Here is an 18552-nt window from a genome sequence, read left to right on the forward strand (position 1 = left end):
CCATGTCCAGAACTCAATGCCCGCGCTGCCAACGACCGCAAAGCCATTGCTTGTGCCCGTTGATCCCCAGCCTCGACAGCCGCACCCGGGTCTTGCTGTTGCAGCATCCCAGCGAAGTGAACCATGCCTTGAACACGGCCAGGCTGGCGGCGCTGGGGCTCAACAATGCCGAGTTGATCGTGGGCGAGGTGTTCGAGGACTTGCCCAGGCTGCTCAATCCACCGGGTTATCGGGCGCGGTTGCTGTTTCCCAGTGAGGATGCGCAGCCGCTGCAGGCTTATGTTCCGTCCGAGGAGCCGCTGCTGTTGGTCGTGCCCGACGGTACCTGGCGCAAGGCGCGCAAGCTGCTGCACCTCAACCCGTTGTTGGCGGCGCTGCCGAGGGTGACCTTGGCCGAAGGCGGCGTGTCCCGTTATCGCTTGCGCAAGGCCCCGGGGCCGGGGGCGTTGTCGACGGTGGAGGCGATTGTCCAGGCGTTGCAGACATTGGAAGCGCCAAGCAGCTTCGAGCCGTTGCTCAGGCCGTTCGAGGCATTGATCGAGGGGCAGATTGCGGCGATGGGGGAGGAGACCTTCCAGCGTAACCATGCTGAGAATAGGTCGTGACTGTGCTGGCCTCATCGCGAGCAGGCTCGCTCCCACATTGGATCTGTGGTGTTAGCAGATTTGTGCATGCACTGGAGATCAACTGTGGGAGCGAGCCTGCTCGCGATAGTGGTAGAACAATCAATGAAAGTCTCAGCTCAGGGGCTACCGCTCACGCATCGCCTCGGTCCGCGCCTTCAACACCGGCTTGAGCAAGTAATCCAGCACGCTTTTCTCCCCGGTAATGATATCCACCGTCGCCACCATCCCCGGAATGATCAGCAACGGTTTGGCATCCCCGCCCAAATGATTTTTATCGGTGCGCACCTGGATCAGGTAGAAGCTGTTGCCCTTGTCGTCGGTGATGGTGTCGGCGCCGATCAGTTCGAGCTTGGCGCTCAGTCCGCCATAGATGGTGTAGTCGTAGGCGCTGAACTTGACCATGGCTTTCTGGCCCGGGTGCAGGAACGCCACGTCCTGGGGGCGGACCTTGGCTTCGATCAGCAGGTTGTCTTCCAGGGGGACGATTTCCACCATGTCGTTGCCCGGCTGCACCACGCCGCCGATGGTGTTGACCTTCAGTTGCTTGATCACCCCATGCACCGGCGAGACCACGGTGGTGCGGGTCACGCGGTCGTCGATGGCGATGCTCGAGGCGGTGATTTTTGACAGTTCGGTGCGTTTCTCGTTGAGGTCCTTGGCCGCTTCGGAGCGGAAGGTCTGTTCCGATTCGTCGATCTTGCTCTTGATCTCGTTGATCGCCGATTCGGCCCGGGGAATGGCCAGGGTGGTGGCGTTGAGTGAGCCGCGGATTTCCACCGCGCTGCGCTTGAGTCGCAGGATCTCCACTGGCGACACTGCCCCGGTGCGCACCAGCGGTGCGGACATGTTCATTTCTTCTTGCAGCAAGGCCAGGGCAGAGCTGAACTGGCCTTGCTTGGAGCGAAACTCCGCCAGTTCCTGAGTCTTCTGCCGCAGCTGTTCGGTCAGGGTGCGTTGCTCGCTGGCCAGGCGGCGCTGGCGTTGTTCGTACAACGAGCGTTCATCCTCGGCCACTTGCGGGGCCTTGGCGGTTATCTCTGCCGAGAGTGCGAATGGCCGCCCTTCAGCCTCGGCCGACAGGCGTTCGACCTGGGCGGTCAAGGCATAGCGGTCGGCCTCGCTCTCGCCCTTGTTCGACAGATAGCGCGTGTCGTCCAGGCGCAGCAGGGTGTCGCCCTTGTTCACCATCTGCCCTTCGCGCACGAAAATCTCGGTGACGATGCCGCCCTCCAGGTTCTGGATCACCTGGACCTTGCTCGACGGAATTGCCTTGCCTTCGCCTGTGGTGACTTCCTGCAAGACCGCCAGTTTGGCCCAGACCAGCCCGGTGACGATCAAGCCGGCGGCCAGCCACACGGTGACCCGCGAGCGGCGCGGCGAATCCTGCAATGTGGCGCCGGCGGTTTCCGCCATGAACTCGCTTTCGGCGCTTTTGCTGAAACTGCCGAAGTAGCTTCGGGCGGCTGAATCCGGGGTTTGAGCAGACATGGGGCGGTACCCGTCAGTTAAGTGAAATAAAGCCGAACACATACCTGTGGCTTGAGAGGGTTATCTGTGGGAGCAAGGCTTGCTCCCACAGGTTGCTGTATTGGCAGCTATACCGCCGCAGACCCCACCCGTCCCTTGCGCAATGCATCGATCACCGCGTCCTTCGGTCCATCCGCCACGATCCGGCCGTTGTCCAACACCACCAAGCGATCCACCAGACTCAGCATCGAGGTGCGGTGGGTCACCAGCAGCACGGTCTTGCCCTGTACGTGGGTGTGGAGCTTTTGTCGCAAAACGTCTTCGCTGCTGTTGTCCATGGCGCTGGTGGGTTCGTCCAGCAGCAGGATCGGCGGGTCGAGCAACAAGGCCCGGGCCAGCAGCACGGCCTGGCGCTGGCCTCCGGAAAGCAACTGCCCACGTTCGCCCACTGGGCGGTCGAAGCCTTGGGGGTGTTGGCGCGCCAGTTCCGTGACGCCGGTCAGTTCCGCCACTTCCAGCATGCGCGCATCGCTGATGTAGCGGGCGCCGAGGGTGAGATTGTCCCGCAGGCTGCCGGCCAGCAATGGCAGGTCATGGGCGACGTAGCCGATCTGTTGGCGCAGGTCGGCGACGTCCAGTTGCCGCAGGTCCAGGCCGTCCAGCAGCAACTGGCCTTCCTCCGGCGCGTAGAAGCCCATCACCAGGCGCGCCAGGGTGCTCTTGCCCGAACCGCTGCGACCGATGATCCCGACCCGTTCGCCGGGCTTGAGGCTGAAGCTGATATTGGCCAGCGCGGGGGAGCTCTGGCCGTTGTAATGGAAGGTCACGCCGTTGACCTCCAGCGCGCCCTGCAATTGGGTGCGATCCAGTGGCCGTTGCTTGGCGTCACGCTCCTGGGGCAATGCCATCAAGGCATCGGTGCTGCGCATGGTGAGCTGGGCTTGTTGGTAGCGAGTGATCAGCCCGGCGATCTGCCCGAGAGGGGCGAGCACCCGGCTGCCGAGCATGTAGGTCGCCACCAGCGCGCCGACGCTGAGGTTGCCAGCGATGATGCTGTAGACCCCGGCGACGATGGTCGCCATGCCGGCCAGTTGTTGCAGGAACAAGGTGCCGTTGGTCGCCAATGCCGAGAGGTTGCGCGCATGGCTGTCCAGGCGGGTGAGGGCGCCATGAGTGCTTTCCCACTGATGCTGGCGTTCGCTTTCGGCGCTGCAGGCCTTGAGGGTTTCCAGGCCGCCGAGGGTTTCAATCAACAAGGCTTGGCGCTGGGCACCCAGGGCCAGGCTTTTTTGCACGGTGTCGCGCAGGCGCACCTGGATGATCATCGCGAAGACAATGGTGATGGGAAACGCCACCACTGGAATCACCACCAGCCAGCCACCGAGCAGGCCGATCACCACCAGCATCAGCAGGGCGAAGGGCAGGTCGATGAGGCTGGTGAGGGTTACGGCGGTGAGAAACTCCCGCAGGCCCTGGAAGTCATGGATGCTCTGGGCGAAGCCGCCGATGGTCACCGGCTTGGCCTTCATCGCCATGCCGGTGATGCGCTCGAACAGGGTGGCGGAAAGAACCACGTCGGTTTTCTTGCCAGCAGTGTCCAGCAGATGGGCTCGCACCACCCGCAACACCAGTTCGAAACCAGTGCCGATCAGCAGCCCCACGGCCAGCACCCACAAGGTTGACGTGGCCTGGTTCGGCACCACGCGATCGTAGGTCTGCATGACGAACAGCGGCACCATCAGGCCCAGCAGATTGATCAGGAAACTCGCCAGGATCGCGTCGCTGTACAGCCAGCGCGACAGTTTCAAGGTGTCGCGAAACCACGCCTCGACCCGCGGCACCAAAGGCGAGCGCAGGTCTTCGAGTTCATGGCGCGGCCGGGCGAACAAGGCCTGGCCGCTGTAATCGAGGGCCAGTTCCTCGCGACTGACCCATTGTTCGCCGCCGTCGGCTTCGCTGGGCAGGATCAGCGCCTTGCCATCCTCACCCCAGCGCCGCAATACCGCACAGCGGCCGCCCACCAGGACCAGCATCACCGGTAGGTTCAGGGGCGAGATATCCGCCAGCTCACGACGCAACAGTCGCGCCTGCAAGCTCGCCCGGGCCGCTGCGCGTGGCAGCAGGTCCAGGCTCAAGCGTTGGTGCGCCATAGGAAGCCCGGCGCTGAGGCTGGCGCGGCTGACCGTCGCGCCATGGAGTTTGCAGAGGATCAACAGGCCGTCCAGCAAGGGATCATCGAAATTCAGCCGCGGATCAGCGCCGGGGGTTGCAGGTTCCATGCTGGTCACATTGATCGCTCCCATTTTTCGGGGGGACTACTTCAGTTCCGGCAGTCGGGCCTGATTCTTGACTTCGGTCTGCGCGACCGCGTCGGCCGGCAGCACGATCCGTTGCTTGTGCAACAGCAGGCCCATGTTCGCCAGCACCCGGTACATCGAGTATTCCTCGGTGTAACGCACCTCGGTGTAGCGACGGTTGGCGTTGTACAGCTCGTTTTCGCTGTCGAGCAGGTCGAGCAGGGTGCGCTGACCGAGACCGAACTGATCCTGGTAGGCAGCCCGCACGCGGGAAGTGGTTTCGGCGTATTCCCGGGCGGTAGGCGTCTGTTTGCGAGCGTTGAGCATTGCGTTCCAGGCCAGGCGCGTGTCTTCGTTGAGCTGGCGCAGGGCATTGTTGCGGATGTCCATGGCCTGGTTGATCTGGTGGGCGTTGGAGGCCAGCCGCGCCTTGTCGCTGCCACCGCGGAACAGGTTGTAGTTCATCACCACGCCGACCCGCCAGTTGTTGTCATGGCCTTCTTCGCCACCGATGTTGTTATTGGCGCCCACCGCCGCCTCGGCATCGAAACGGGGGTAGAACGGTGACTTCGCCACTTCGTACTGGCTTTCGGCGGACTGTATGTCGGCCTGGGCCGATTTCAGGTACGGGTTGTTATCCACCATGCTTTGCTGGGCTTCGCGCAGATCGGCGGGGATTTCGCCCTTGGTCGAGGGCGGCATTTCCAACTCATCGGGCATGCGCCCGACCACGCTGTAGAAATTCGCCTCGGCGTCGGCCAAGTCCACCTGGGCGGTGTCGTAGTTGTTTTCCGCCAGGGCCCGACGGGCATTGGATTGGTCGGAGTCGGCGGTGCTGCCCACCCCACGTTCGGTGCGCAGGCCGATCTGGTCGTTGACCCGCAGGTGCGCCTGCAGGTTGTTCTTGGCCAGGGTCACCAGTTCGCGACGCTTGAGCACTTCCAGGTAGACCTCGATGGTACGCAGCGCCAGATCCTGGGCGGTGCCCTGGGCGTAATAGGCCCGGGAGTTGACCACGCCCTGGGTACGTTCCACTTCATTGGCGGTGTTGAACCCGTCGAAGATCATCTGCCGCAGGCGCAGCTCTGATTGGGTGTAGGTCAGGATATTGGTGTGGTGGTTGCCCAAGGCCCGGGTGTTGGTGTTGTCGCTGTAGCCGCGACCGTAACCGGCATTGAGATCCACCGACGGGAAAAAGCCCCCCCTGGCGACCTTGACGTCTTCATTGGCCGACAGACGGCTGTCCACCCGTTGTGCCAGCTCTGGGTGGGTAGCGATGGTGCTCTGGATCGCTTCGGTCAAGGACATGGCCTGCGCCTGAGAAGAGCAGGCCATGGCCAGCAAAACCGCGCTGCAGAGGGGGGTTAGAACGCGCATGGGGTGCATCTCCTGAGGTCTGTAGTGCTTCGTTGTCGCCAATATATTGACGTATTTAAGATCAAAACCGTTTCAACCTTGTAACAACACAGCTAAGAACATCCTGCGCAAAACCTAAGAAGAATTTCTCATAACGCTTATGCCGAAAAAAACTTATGTACTTGAAAAAAACCAGCACATTGTTCAAAGCGAAAGCCTTTGAATTCGCGGGTTCTGACGGCTTTTAGGCGTCAATAAAAGTTCCGTTCAGTTTTTTAAGCGATGTGAAGAAGTGCCGAAAGGGCGATGTGAGAAGCAAGTTTGTGTGACGGTTTTTTGTCGTTTTGGCGAATTGCCAGCACCTTCCGCTTTCACGAAAGCTGGCAGATTTTCCAGCTTTCCCGGTCGCCAACCTGAGGACGGATTCTTCACCCAGACAGGTGCCGATTGCGGTCGGCAACGGAGGAAATGCACATGGCAGCGCTCATCGGTATCGTCAGTAAAGTGGTCGGGCAGGTTTTCGCAGAAGCGGCCGGTGGCCTGCGGCGGCCTCTGGTCGAAGGCGACCGGCTCTATGCCGGCGAACACCTGATCACCGGGGGCGAAGGGGCCGTGGCGGTGCATCTGCAAAATGGCCAGGAATTGACCTTGGGACGCGGAAGCAACCTGACCCTCACCCCACAACTGCTTGCCAACCACGCGCCCCATGTCGACACGCCTGAAGCGCTGACACCGAGTAACGCGCAACTGACCGACGTACAAAAACTGCAACAAGCCATCGCCGCCGGTGCCGACCCGACCCAGACCGGCGAAGCCACGGCCGCGGGCCCCGAGGGTGGTAACCCCGGAGGCGTGGGCGGCGGGCACAGTTTCGTGTTGTTGGAAGAAGTCGGTGGCGAGGTCGATCCGCAGATTGGCTTCCCCACGGCCGGGTTCAACGGGATACCCGAGTTTCCGCAACTGCGCCTGGCCGGTGATCCGGATAACGACGGCGATAGCACCGTGCCGCCAGTCACCCCCGAAACACCAGACAACCCCGTGACCTTGGATGGCGTGGACGTGGAAGGCGGCGAACTGACCACCAATGAGGCCAATCTGGCCGATGGTTCGGCGAGCAACCCAAGTGCACTGGTGCAAAGCGGCACCTTCACGGTTTCTGCCCCCGATGGGCTGAGCAGCCTGAGCATCGGCGGCATCAGCGTGATTGCTGGCGGTGTGCCCGCAGGTTTCCCTCAAACCATCACCTCGGCGCTGGGCAACACGTTGACCATCACCGGCTACAACCCGACTACCGGCGTGGTCAGCTACACCTACACCCTGACGGACAATGAAACCCATCCTGCCGGTGGCGGTGCCAACAACATTACCGAACAGTTCCCGGTCGTGGCCGTCGATTCCGATGGCGACACCGCTACCGGGACCCTGGACGTCAACATCACCGACGACGTGCCCCAGGCGATCGACGACAGCCACGCCAACACAGCCTCGGAAACCCTCGTCACCCTCACGGGTAACGTATTGACCAACGATCACCAGGGCGCCGACCGGATCCCCATCGGCCCCGATAGCGGACCGATCATTGGCGGGACGTTCACCGGTACCTACGGCACTCTGGTGCTAAACCCCAATGGCACGTACACCTACACCCTGAACACCAGCGACCCGCAATTCGTCGCGTTGCACGGTGGCGGAAGCGGCACCGAGACGTTCACCTACACCCTGACCGACGCTGATGGCGACACCAGTACCGCGAACCTGGTGCTGCAGGTGCATAACAACGACGATCCAGTGGTGTTGGTGGGCCTCGATGCCGAAGGTGGAGAGTTATCACTGCAGGAAAAAAACCTCAGCGACGGCAGCAGCCCGGATGCATCGTCCCTGACGCAAAGCGGCACGTTCACCGTGACGGCGTTGGACGGTGTGCAGACCTTGAGCGTCGGCGGCATCAATGTGGTTACGGGCGGCGTGGCAGCCGGTTTCCCACAATCGATTACCACCGCTTTGGGCAACACCCTGACCATCACCGGTTTCAACGCTGCGACTGGGGTGGTCAGCTACAGCTACACGCTGCTGGACAATGAAACCCATCCAAACGCCAACGGTGCCAACAACCTGAGCGAGCAATTTGCCGTCGTTGTCACCGACGACAACGGCACCACCGCCAACGGCAACCTCGACGTGAACATCGTCGACGACCTGCCGAAAGCCGTGGACGACAGCAACGCCAGCACCGCCTCGGAAACCAACCTGACCCTGACCGGTAGCGTGCTGACCAACGACACCCAAGGTGCGGATCATGTGGCCTCTGGCCCAATCACGCCCGGCACCTTCACCGGCACTTACGGCACCCTGGTGCTCAACGCTGACGGTTCCTACACCTACACCCTCAACACTGCCGACGCCGATTTCAAAGGTTTGCATGGTGGCGGCAATGGCAGCGAGACCTTCACCTACACCCTGACCGATGCCGATGGCGACACCAGTACCGCGAACCTGGTACTGCAAGTGCACAACAACGACGACCCGGTGATCATCACCGGCCTCGACACCGAGGGTGGCGAGCTGACGGTCCAGGAAAAAAACCTCAGCGACGGCAGCAGCCCGGATGCGCCGGCCCTGACGCAAAGCGGTACTTTTACGATTACTGCTTTGGACGGTGTGCAGACCTTGAGCGTCGGCGGCATCAACGTCGTCACCGGCGGTGTGGCAGCCGGTTTCCCACAATCGATTACCACGGCGCTGGGCAACACCCTGACCATCACCGGTTTCAACGCTGCGACTGGGGTGGTCAGCTACAGCTACACGCTGCTGGACAATGAAGCCCATCCAAACGCCAACGGTGCCAACAGCCTGAGCGAGCAATTTGCCGTAGTTGTCACCGACGACAACGGCACCACCGCCAACGGCAACCTCGACGTGAACATCGTTGACGATCTGCCAAAAGCCGTGGACGACAGCAACGCCAGCACCGCTTCGGAAACCAACCTGACCCTGACCGGTAGCGTGCTGACCAACGACACCCAAGGTGCGGATCATGTGGCCTCTGGCCCAATCACGCCCGGCACCTTCACCGGCACTTACGGCACCCTGGTGCTCAACGCTGACGGTTCCTACACCTACACCCTCAACACTGCCGACGCCGATTTCAAAGGTTTGCATGGTGGCGGCAATGGCAGCGAGACCTTCACCTACACCCTGACCGATGCCGATGGCGACACCAGTACCGCGAACCTGGTACTGCAAGTGCACAACAACGACGACCCGGTGATCATCACTGGCCTCGACACCGAAGGCGGCGAGCTGACGGTCCAGGAGAAAAACCTCAGCGACGGCAGCAGCCCGGATGCGCCGGCCCTGACGCAAAGCGGTACTTTTACGATTACTGCTTTGGACGGTGTGCAGACCTTGAGCGTCGGCGGCATCAACGTCGTCACCGGCGGCGTGGCAGCCGGTTTCCCGCAATCGATTACCACCGCACTCGGCAATACGTTGACCATCACCGGCTACAACGCCACCACGGGCGTGGTCAGCTACAGCTACACGCTGCTGGACAATGAAGCCCATCCAAACGCCAACGGTGCCAACAGCCTGAGCGAGCAATTTGCCGTAGTTGTCACCGACGACAACGGCACCACCGCCAACGGCAACCTCGACGTGAACATCGTTGACGATCTGCCGAAAGCCGTGGACGACAGCAACGCCAGCACCGCTTCGGAAACCAACCTGACCCTGACCGGCAGCGTGCTGACCAATGACACCCAAGGTGCGGATCATGTGGCCTCTGGCCCAATCACGCCCGGCACCTTCACCGGCACTTACGGCACCCTGGTGCTCAACGCTGACGGTTCCTACACCTACACCCTCAACACTGCCGACGCCGATTTCAAAGGTTTGCATGGTGGCGGCAATGGCAGCGAGACCTTCACCTACACCCTGACCGATGCCGATGGCGACACCAGTACCGCGAACCTGGTACTGCAAGTGCACAACAACGACGACCCGGTGATCATCACTGGCCTCGACACCGAGGGTGGCGAGTTGGCGGTCCAGGAGAAAAACCTCAGCGACGGCAGCAGCCCGGATACCTCGGCGCTGACCCAGAGCGGCACCTTCACCGTCACCGCGCTGGACGGTGTTCAAACACTGAGCGTCGGCGGCATCAACGTCGTCACCGGCGGTGTGGCAGCCGGTTTCCCACAATCGATTACCACCGCGCTGGGCAACACCCTGACCATCACCGGCTACAACGCCACCACGGGCGTGGTCAGCTACAGCTACACGCTGCTGGACAATGAAGCCCATCCCAACGCCAATAGCGCCAACAGTCTGAGCGAGCAATTTGCCGTGGTTGTCACTGATGACAACGGCACCACCGCCAATGGCAATCTGGATGTGAACATCGTCGACGACCTGCCGACTGCCCACGCTGATTCCGCCTCGGTGGATGAAGGCGGGACGGTCAGTGGCAACGTCCTGAATAACGACGAAGGCGGTGCCGACGGGCCGGCCGCGAGTGGAGCGGTGATTGGCGTGCGTGCTGGCAACGACACCTCGACCCCGGCGATTGGCGGCTTGAACACCCAGATCAACGGCACCTATGGCTACCTGACCCTGGACGCCAACGGCAACGCCGTCTACCACAGCAACCCGAACACCGTCAGCGCCCCGGGTGCCACCGATGTGTTCACCTACACCGTGCGCGACGCCGACGGCGATGAAAGCACCACCACCATCACCATCGATGTCCACGATGTCTGCCTCGTCGCTACGCCAGACCAGGAAGTCAGCGTCTACGAAAAAGCCCTCGACCTGAACCAGGACGGCCAGGACCTGGCGCCCGGCACCGTCACCGGCAGCGCCCCGAGCGCCACCAGCGAGACCGCCAGCGGCAGCCTTGTCGGTTCGGTCAGCGGCGCCGTGGGCGCAGTCACGTTCGCGCTAGTGGGCAACGCCACCGGTGCCTACGGTCAACTGTCGCTTCAGCCCGACGGTTCCTATACCTACACATTGACTGCGCCAGCCACCACCACGCCTCACGCCAACGATGGCCCGAACGTGTTGAGCGAAAGCTTCACCTATCAGGCGACGGACTCGTTGGGCAATACCGTCACCAGCACCATCGTCATCGACATCGTCGACGACGTGCCCAGCGCCCATGCCGATGTTGCCTCGGTGCTGGAGGGCGGCACGGTCAGCGGCAATGTGCTGGACAACGACGTACTCGGTGCCGACGGCGGCATGGTGATTGGTGTGCGCGCCGGCAACGACACCTCGAACCCGGCGATTGGCGGCTTGAACACTCAAATCGACGGCACCTACGGCTACCTGACCCTGGACGCCAACGGCAACGCCGTCTACCACAGCAACCCGAACACCGTCAGCGCCCCGGGTGCCACCGATGTCTTCACCTACACCGTGCGTGACGCCGACGGCGATGAAAGCACCACCACCATCACCATCGATGTTCACGAAAGCTGCCTCGTCGCCACATCGGACCAGGAAATCAGCGTCTACGAAAAAGCCCTCGACCTGAACCAGGACGGCCAGGACCTGGCCCCCGGCACCGTCACCGGCAGCGCCCCGAGCGCCACCAGCGAGACCGCCAGCGGCAGCCTTGTCGGCTCGGTCAGCGGCGCCGTGGGCGCAGTGACCTTCGCGCTGGTGGGCAACGCCACCGGAGCCTACGGTCAACTGTCGCTTCAGCCCGACGGTTCCTACACCTACACCCTGACGGCGCCAGCCGCCACCACGCCTCACGCCAACGATGGCCCGAATGTGTTGAGCGAAAGCTTCACCTATCAGGCGACGGACTCGTTGGGCAATACGGTCACCAGCACCATCGTCATCGACATCGTCGACGACGTGCCCAACGCCCATGCCGATGTTGCCTCGGTGGTGGAGGGCGGCACGGTCAGCGGCAATGTGCTGGACAACGACGTACTCGGTGCCGACGGCGGTGCAGTCATTGGTGTGCGCGCCGGCAACGACACCTCGAACCCGGCCATCGGTGGCCTGAACAGCCAGATCAATGGCACCTACGGCTACCTGACCCTGGACGCCAACGGCAACGCCGTCTACCACAGCAACCCCGACGCGGTTGGCGCGCCAGGTGCGACCGATGTCTTCACCTATACCGTGCGCGACGCCGATGGCGATGAAAGCACCACGACCATCACCATTGACGTGCACAACAGCTGCCTCGTTGCGGAAACCGATCACGAGATTACCGTCTATGAAAAAGCCCTGGACCTGACCCAGGATGGCCAGGACCTGGCCCCTGGCACCGTCACCGGCAGTGACCCGAGCGCCACCGGGGAAACCGCCAGTGGCAGCTTGGTCGGGTCGGTCAGCGGTGCCACGGGCGCCGTCACCTTTACCCTGGTGGGCAACGCCACGGGCGCCTACGGCCAGTTGCTGCTCCATCCTGATGGGTCGTACACCTACACCCTGACCTCGCCGGCCAGCACCACGCCCCACGCCAACGATGGTCCGAATGCCTTGAGCGAAAGCTTCACCTATCAGGCCACGGACGCCTTGGGCAACAGCACCACCGGTAACCTGGTGGTCAGCATCGTCGATGACGTGCCAAAGGCCGTTGCGTCCGAGCGTTCGGTCACGGCGGTGGAGATCGATACCAACCTGCTGATCGTGCTCGACGTCTCTGGCAGCATGAAAGATGCCTCCGGCGTGCCGGGGCTCTCGCGGATGGACCTGGCGAAACAGGCGATCAGCGCCTTGCTCGACAAATACGACGACATGGGCGATGTGAAAGTCCAGCTCGTGACCTTCAGCGGCAGCGCCACCGACCAGAGCACCCTGTGGGTGGATGTGGCAACTGCCAAGACGCTGATCTCGGCGCTGAGCGCGCACGGTGACACCAATTATGATGCTGCCGTGGCGATGGCCAAGACTGCGTTCGAAAATCCAGGCCAACTGACCGGCGCACAGAACGTCGGCTATTTCTTCTCCGACGGCAAGCCGACCTTGGGTGAAATCGGCTCGGCAGACGAGGCCGCCTGGAAAGCCTTCCTCGACGCCAACGGCATCAAGAACTACGCCATTGGCCTGGGCAGTGGCGTCAGCAACGCCCACCTCGACCCGCTGGCCTACGACGGCAGCGCCCACACCAACACCAACGCGGTGGTGGTCACCGACCTGAACCAGCTCAACTCGGTGCTTTCCGACACCGTGCAAGGTGCGCCGGTCACTGGCAACCTGCTGGGCGAGGGGGGCTCGTTCGGCGCCGATGGCGGGTTTGTCAAAAGCCTGGTGGTCGACGGCACCACGTACAGCTACGACCCGGCGGCCAACGGTGGCCAGGGTGGACTGAGCGCCAGTGGCGGGGCCAACCACGGCTCTTTCAATACCGTCACCAATACACTGAGCATTGCCACCGACCATGACGGTACCCTGGTGGTCAACCTGGATACCGGTGCGTTCAGCTACACCTCCCAGACTGCCACCAGCACCTTGATCACCGAGCACATCGGCTACACCGTCAGCGACAATGACGGTGACCTGGCGAGCTCCAACCTGGTGATCAATGTCGTGCCCAACAGCCCACCGATCGCTGTCGACGACAACATCATCACCAACGTGCTGTCGGGCAACATTGTGATCCCGGGTGAGCTGCTGCTGGGTAACGACAGCGACGCCAACGGCGATCCGCTCACCGCTTCGCCCACCAGCTTCAATACCGGCTGGGCCGCCAAAGGCGCGGACTTTACCGGCAGTACCGGCACGGTCAGTTTCACCGGTAACAACGTGCAGTCAATCAACCTCAGCCGCAGCGCCTTTGTCGCCAATACCGCGAGCATGACGGCGGCGCTGGTGGTCAGCGGTGCACTGGGGATGGTGTCCAGTAACAACACCAACGATGAGGACCGGCTCAACATCAGCCTCAAGCAGGGTGAAACCCTCACCCTGGACCACAACCTGGCGGCCGGTCGCATTGCCATGGAGTATTCACTCAACGGCGGGCCTTTCATCGCGATCAGTGACGGCGCTTCTTTCACCGCGGCAGCGGATGGCAACTACCAGATCCACGTCACCAACATCCCCAATGCGGGCGGTGGAAACGCCAACGCTGCGGAAAACTATCAACTGACCCTGACCGTCAACTACGCCGGTGCCCAGGACAGCACGTCGGATTACCACGGCAGCTACACCGCCAGCGACAATCATGGCGGCAGTGATAGCGCGTCGGTAGGCATCAGTTACCAGGCCGGCCATACCCTGACGGGCACCGCCGGGGACGATGTGCTGATGGCCGGTGGCGGTGACAACACCCTCAATGCTGGCGACGGCAACGACATACTCAGCGCCGGTTCGGGCAACAATACCTTGCACGGCGGGGCAGGCAATGACTTGCTCTACAGCGGCGCGGGCAACGACCTGCTCGATGGCGGTACGGGCAATGACACCGCGAGCTATGCTCATGCGACCGCCGGGGTCACCGTCAACCTGGGCCTGCTGGCGGCGCAGAACACCGTGGGCGCCGGCACCGACACGCTGACCGGTATCGAAAACCTGATCGGTTCGAACTTCAATGACACCCTCACCGGCGACGGCGCCAGTAACCGCATCAACGGCGGATTGGGCCATGACGTGCTCAATGGTGGTGGCGGCGACGACTTGCTGATCGGCGGCCTGGGCAACAACACCCTGACTGGCGGCAGCGGTGCCGATACCTTCCAGTGGCAAGCGGGTAACAGCGGCCATGACGTGATCACCGACTTCACGCCTGGCCTCGATAAACTCGACTTGTCCCAACTGTTGCAGGGGGAAAACGGCAGTGCGGCGTCACTGGACGATTACCTGCACTTCTCTGTCACCGGTAGCGGTGCGTCGCTCGTGACCAGCATCGACGTCAGCGCCACCGCTGGCGCCACGCCGAACCAGACCATCGACCTGGCCGGCGTCAACCTGGCCAGCCACTACGGCGTCACGCCGGGCGCGGACGGGATGATCGCGGGCGCGGACACGGCGACCATCATTAACGGCATGTTGAATGACCATTCGTTGAAGGTGGACACGGTGTGAGGGCTGCTGTGGCGAGGGGATTTATCCCCGTTCGGCTGCGCAGCAGTCGCAAACCGGTCGGTAGGGGCCATCTGTCGCTGCGCGGCGTCTGGTTTTGGGGTTGCTTTGCAACCCAGCGGGGATAAATCCCCTCGCCACAGGGGAATGCGCCGCACTCATACTCAGGGTTTTCGCAATGTCTTCTGCCTGAGGATATAAACCGTCACCAGCACCGCACTGGTAAGCATGAACCCTCGCGCCCACGGCAAGGGCACCAGGTAGCAGGAAAAGAGGATGCTCGCCCACATCAGCCCGATGGCGTAGACCTTGCCCTTGAGCGGGATGCCGTTGCCGCTGAGGTAGTCGCGGATCCACGGGCCGAGGCGGGGATGTTCCACCAGCCATTGGTAGAAGCGCGGCGAGCTGCGGGCGAAGCAGGCAGCGGCCAGCAGCAGGAAAGGGGTGGTGGGCAGTACGGGGACGAAGATGCCGATGACCCCCAGCACCACGCTCAACCAGCCGATGGCCAGTAGAGCGTAACGCAGGATCAACGGGCGGTTGCCGATGGGCGCGGACACCCGGTTACTCAGTGGTGACGAGGCTTGAGGATCGCCGGTTTTTCGTCCGGTGCGTTGCACAGCAGGTACAGGGCGGTGAGGGCTTCGGGGATCTGGACGATCATGTCGTCCATCAGGTTCGCATCGGCGGCGATGTCGGAGAACTCCGGTTGTTCGTCGAACAGGCCGGAACCGACCATGATCGGCAGGAGCATTTCGCTGACTTCCTCTTCGGCGGTTTCGAACCAGGCGGCTTCGCGCAGGAACACGCCTTCCATGAAACCGATGCACCAGCCACGCAGTTCCGAATCGTCCGGGTCATCGCCCAGGTCCAGTTCGCAGGGCAGTTCGAATTCTTCGTCGGAGGCCAGTTGGCGGGCGATGTGGGCCTTGAGGCCGACCAGCGTGGATTCGATTTCGGCGCGCTGGGCTTCGCTGGCGTAATGCGGCTCTTCGGCGAACAGGGCGTCGATCCACTCACGGTCCGGCACCTGTTCGGAGCAGATGGACAGGGCGGTCAGGTAGCCATGAGCGGCCACGTAGTCCAGCGCTTCATCGTGCAGCTCATCGGCATCGAGGAAGACTTGCAGGCGGGTCAGTTGCTCAGCGAAGGACATTACGGGCTACCTTGGGGAATAAACAATGCGGGAATTCTAGGCCTTCTTGAGCGCCCAGGCCAGCCGCGTGGTGTATTTGCCTTGCCCATGAGGGCAGGGTTGGGGGGCGTACCGAAAAAGAAGGGCTGAACTCGGTCCCTGTGGCGAGGGGATTTGTCCCCGTTGGGCTGCGCAGCAGACCCAAAATGGCCACCTGAGTTTGCGATCCACCTAGTAAGCCGAGAGGGCTGCTGCGCAGCCCGGCGGGGATAAATCCCCTCGCCACACATGCAGTGTTCGGCTTCCTTATCTTCAAAGTCCAAAGAGCCTCTTGTCAGCGACGCCCTTCGCAACGAAGGCCTCGGGTATACTGCCGCGTTTTGTGATGCCCTGCGGCGTCCGCCGGTCTGAAACGCGCACTTACGATTCGCCGGTGCAGCTTTTGCGATTCTGAACCAGCCTTGCAGGGATGTTTCGGTGATTTTTGGAGTTTCTATGCTCGAACAGGCTCAACGCGTCCTCAAGGACATCTTCGGCTACGACAGTTTCCGTGGCCGCCAGGGTGCCATTATTGAGCGCGTGGCCAGCGGTGGTGATGCCCTGGTGCTGATGCCCACCGGCGGCGGCAAGTCCTTGTGCTTCCAGGTGCCGGCGCTGCTGCGCAACGGCCTGGCGGTGGTGGTCTCGCCGCTGATCGCGCTGATGGACGACCAGGTCGCGACCCTCGAGGAGCTGGGTGTCGCCGCCGCTTCGCTGAACTCCACCCTCAGCGCCGAGCAACAGCGGGACCTGGCGACGCGCATCAAGCGCGGCGAAGTGAAGATGTTGTACCTGGCCCCGGAACGCCTGGTGCAGCCGCGCATGCTGGCGTTCCTGCAGAGCCTGGAGATCGCCCTGTTCGCCATCGACGAAGCCCACTGCGTGTCCCAGTGGGGCCATGATTTCCGCCGTGAATACCTGCAACTGGGGCAACTGGCGGAACTGTTCCCCGACGTGCCGCGCATCGCCCTGACCGCCACCGCCGACAAGCGCACCCGCGAAGAAATCGTCGAGCGCCTGCACTTGCAGGATGCCGAGCGGTTCCTGTCGAGCTTCGACCGTCCCAATATTTTCTACCGCATCGTGCCCAAGGAGCAGCCGCGCAAGCAGTTGCTGGCGTTCCTCGCCGAGCGCCGTAGCGATGCAGGCATTGTCTATTGCCTGTCGCGCAAAAAAGTCGATGAAGTGGCCGCGTTTCTGTGTGAGCAGGGGTTCCCGGCGTTGCCATATCACGCGGGCCTGCCCAACGACCTGCGGGCCTATCACCAGAAGCGCTTCCTCAACGAGGAAGGCCTGATCATGGTGGCCACCATTGCGTTCGGCATGGGTATCGACAAGCCCAACGTGCGCTTTGTCGCGCACCTGGACCTGCCCAAGTCCCTCGAGGCGTATTACCAGGAAACCGGGCGGGCCGGCCGTGATGGCTTGCCGGCCGACGCCTGGATGGCCTACGGCCTGCAAGACGTGGTGATGCTCAAGCAGATGCTGCAGAACTCCGAAGGCGATGAGCGCCACAAGCGCCTGGAACAGCACAAGCTCGACGCCATGCTCTCGCTGTGCGAAGAAACCCGCTGCCGTCGCCAGACCCTGCTGGCCTATTTCGATGAAGACATGCCTCAGCCGTGCGGTCATTGCGACAACTGCGTCGATGGCGTGGAAACCTGGGACGCCACCGAGCCGGCCCGCCAGGCCCTGTCGGCGATTTTCCGCACTGGCCAGCGCTATGGCGTGGGGCATCTGGTGGACGTGTTGCTGGGCAAGGACAACGAGAAGATCCGCAACTTCGGTCATCAGCACCTTTCGGTATTCGGGGTGGGCAAGGCCCGCACCGAGAGTGAATGGCGTTCATTGTTCCGACAACTCGTGGCCCGCGGCCTGGCCGACATCGACCTGGAAGGCTACGGCGGCCTGCGTTTGTCTGAAACCTGCCGACCTTTGCTCAAGGGTGAGGTCACCCTCGAACTGCGCCGCGACCTCAAGCCGGCAACGGCGATCAAGAGCAGCAAGAGCCAGGCCAGCCAACTGGTGCGCGGCGAAGAGCGCGATCAATGGGAAGCCTTGCGCGCCTTGCGTCGCAAGCTGGCCGAAGAACACGGCGTGCCGCCGTACGTCATCTTCCCCGACTCGACGCTGCTGGAAATGCTCCGCAGCCAGCCCACCTCCCTGGCGGAAATGGCCCGGGTCAGTGGCGTCGGCGCGCGCAAACTGGAACGCTATGGCGAGGCCTTCCTCCAGGTACTGGGCGGCGAGGCCGAAGCACCGAAAGCGGTGGCCGATGTACGCCACGAACTCATCACCCTGGCTCGCGCCGGCATGACGCCGTTGCAGATCGCCGGGCAATTGCAGTGCTCGGAAAAGAACGTCTACACGATGCTGGCCGAGGCCATCGGCAAACAGCAGTTATCCCTGGAACAGGCACTGGATCTGCCCGAAGAGCTGATGGGAGAGGTACAGGACGCGTTCCTGGATGGCGAAGGCGAGTTACCGCCAGTGTCTGAAGTCGCTGCATTGTTTGTCGGACGAGTTCCCGAAGGCGTGCTGTACTGCGTCAGGGCTGCGTTGCAGTCGGAATTTGAAGTCTGATCAGTCAGTT

At 62.4% G+C, this 18552-nt stretch carries 8 protein-coding genes; 3 read left to right on the forward strand and 5 right to left on the reverse strand.

Annotation, left to right across the window (positions count from 1 at the left end; genetic code table 11):
* The first annotated feature begins 2 nt into the window (after positions 1-2).
* The gene (locus tag PSH86_RS07640) at positions 3-605 is read left to right on the forward strand and encodes a tRNA-uridine aminocarboxypropyltransferase (RefSeq protein WP_249016084.1); all 603 of its coding nucleotides are present in this window, start codon (positions 3-5) and stop codon (positions 603-605) included.
* A gap of 144 nt (positions 606-749) precedes the next feature.
* Here the strand turns inward: PSH86_RS07640 and PSH86_RS07645 are convergent, their stop codons facing one another.
* From PSH86_RS07645 to PSH86_RS07655, 3 genes are all read right to left on the reverse strand, one after another.
* Positions 750-2114 carry an HlyD family type I secretion periplasmic adaptor subunit gene (locus tag PSH86_RS07645; RefSeq protein WP_109755802.1) on the reverse strand — a complete coding sequence of 455 codons (1365 nt, stop codon included), beginning with the start codon at positions 2112-2114 and terminating at the stop codon, positions 750-752.
* 107 nt (positions 2115-2221) lie between these two features.
* Positions 2222-4381 (reverse strand): type I secretion system permease/ATPase, encoded by a 2160-nt coding sequence (locus PSH86_RS07650; RefSeq protein WP_116834191.1) that lies wholly within the window; start codon positions 4379-4381, stop codon positions 2222-2224.
* 27 nt (positions 4382-4408) lie between these two features.
* Positions 4409-5767, reverse strand: coding sequence for a TolC family outer membrane protein (locus tag PSH86_RS07655; RefSeq protein ID WP_109755801.1), 1359 nt, complete (start codon positions 5765-5767; stop codon positions 4409-4411).
* Positions 5768-6220: 453 nt separating this feature from the next.
* On the opposite strand from PSH86_RS07655, the gene PSH86_RS07660 reads away from it, so the two are divergent.
* Positions 6221-14788 carry a retention module-containing protein gene (locus PSH86_RS07660; protein WP_305489036.1) on the forward strand — a complete coding sequence of 2856 codons (8568 nt, stop codon included), beginning with the start codon at positions 6221-6223 and terminating at the stop codon, positions 14786-14788.
* A gap of 161 nt (positions 14789-14949) precedes the next feature.
* On the opposite strand, the gene PSH86_RS07665 is transcribed toward PSH86_RS07660, so the two are convergent.
* Both PSH86_RS07665 and PSH86_RS07670 read right to left on the reverse strand, forming a co-directional pair.
* On the reverse strand, positions 14950-15345 hold the full coding sequence (locus tag PSH86_RS07665; RefSeq protein ID WP_109751311.1) for a YbaN family protein: 396 nt from the start codon (positions 15343-15345) through the stop codon (positions 14950-14952).
* 8 nt (positions 15346-15353) lie between these two features.
* On the reverse strand, positions 15354-15941 hold the full coding sequence (locus tag PSH86_RS07670) for a YecA family protein (RefSeq protein WP_109751312.1): 588 nt from the start codon (positions 15939-15941) through the stop codon (positions 15354-15356).
* Positions 15942-16415: 474 nt separating this feature from the next.
* Here PSH86_RS07670 and recQ point away from each other — a divergent pair, with 474 nt between their 5' ends.
* Positions 16416-18542 carry a DNA helicase RecQ gene (gene recQ, locus PSH86_RS07675; protein ID WP_109751313.1) on the forward strand — a complete coding sequence of 709 codons (2127 nt, stop codon included), beginning with the start codon at positions 16416-16418 and terminating at the stop codon, positions 18540-18542.
* The last annotated feature ends 10 nt before the right edge of the window (positions 18543-18552 follow it).

The sequence above is a fragment of the Pseudomonas sp. FP2300 genome (genome assembly GCF_030687595.1).
Taxonomy (GTDB): domain Bacteria; phylum Pseudomonadota; class Gammaproteobacteria; order Pseudomonadales; family Pseudomonadaceae; genus Aquipseudomonas; species Aquipseudomonas bijieensis.

Bases quoted from the DNA above. Each gene is read 5' to 3' on its own strand.
- PSH86_RS07640 (WP_249016084.1), top strand. From the start codon at position 3: ATGTCCAGAACTCAATGCCCGCGCTGCCAACGACCGCAAAGCCATTGC.
- PSH86_RS07645 (WP_109755802.1), bottom strand. From the start codon at position 2,114: ATGTCTGCTCAAACCCCGGATTCAGCCGCCCGAAGCTACTTCGGCAGT.
- PSH86_RS07655 (WP_109755801.1), bottom strand. From the start codon at position 5,767: ATGCGCGTTCTAACCCCCCTCTGCAGCGCGGTTTTGCTGGCCATGGCC.
- PSH86_RS07660 (WP_305489036.1), top strand. From the start codon at position 6,221: ATGGCAGCGCTCATCGGTATCGTCAGTAAAGTGGTCGGGCAGGTTTTC.
- PSH86_RS07670 (WP_109751312.1), bottom strand. From the start codon at position 15,941: ATGTCCTTCGCTGAGCAACTGACCCGCCTGCAAGTCTTCCTCGATGCC.
- recQ (WP_109751313.1), top strand. From the start codon at position 16,416: ATGCTCGAACAGGCTCAACGCGTCCTCAAGGACATCTTCGGCTACGAC.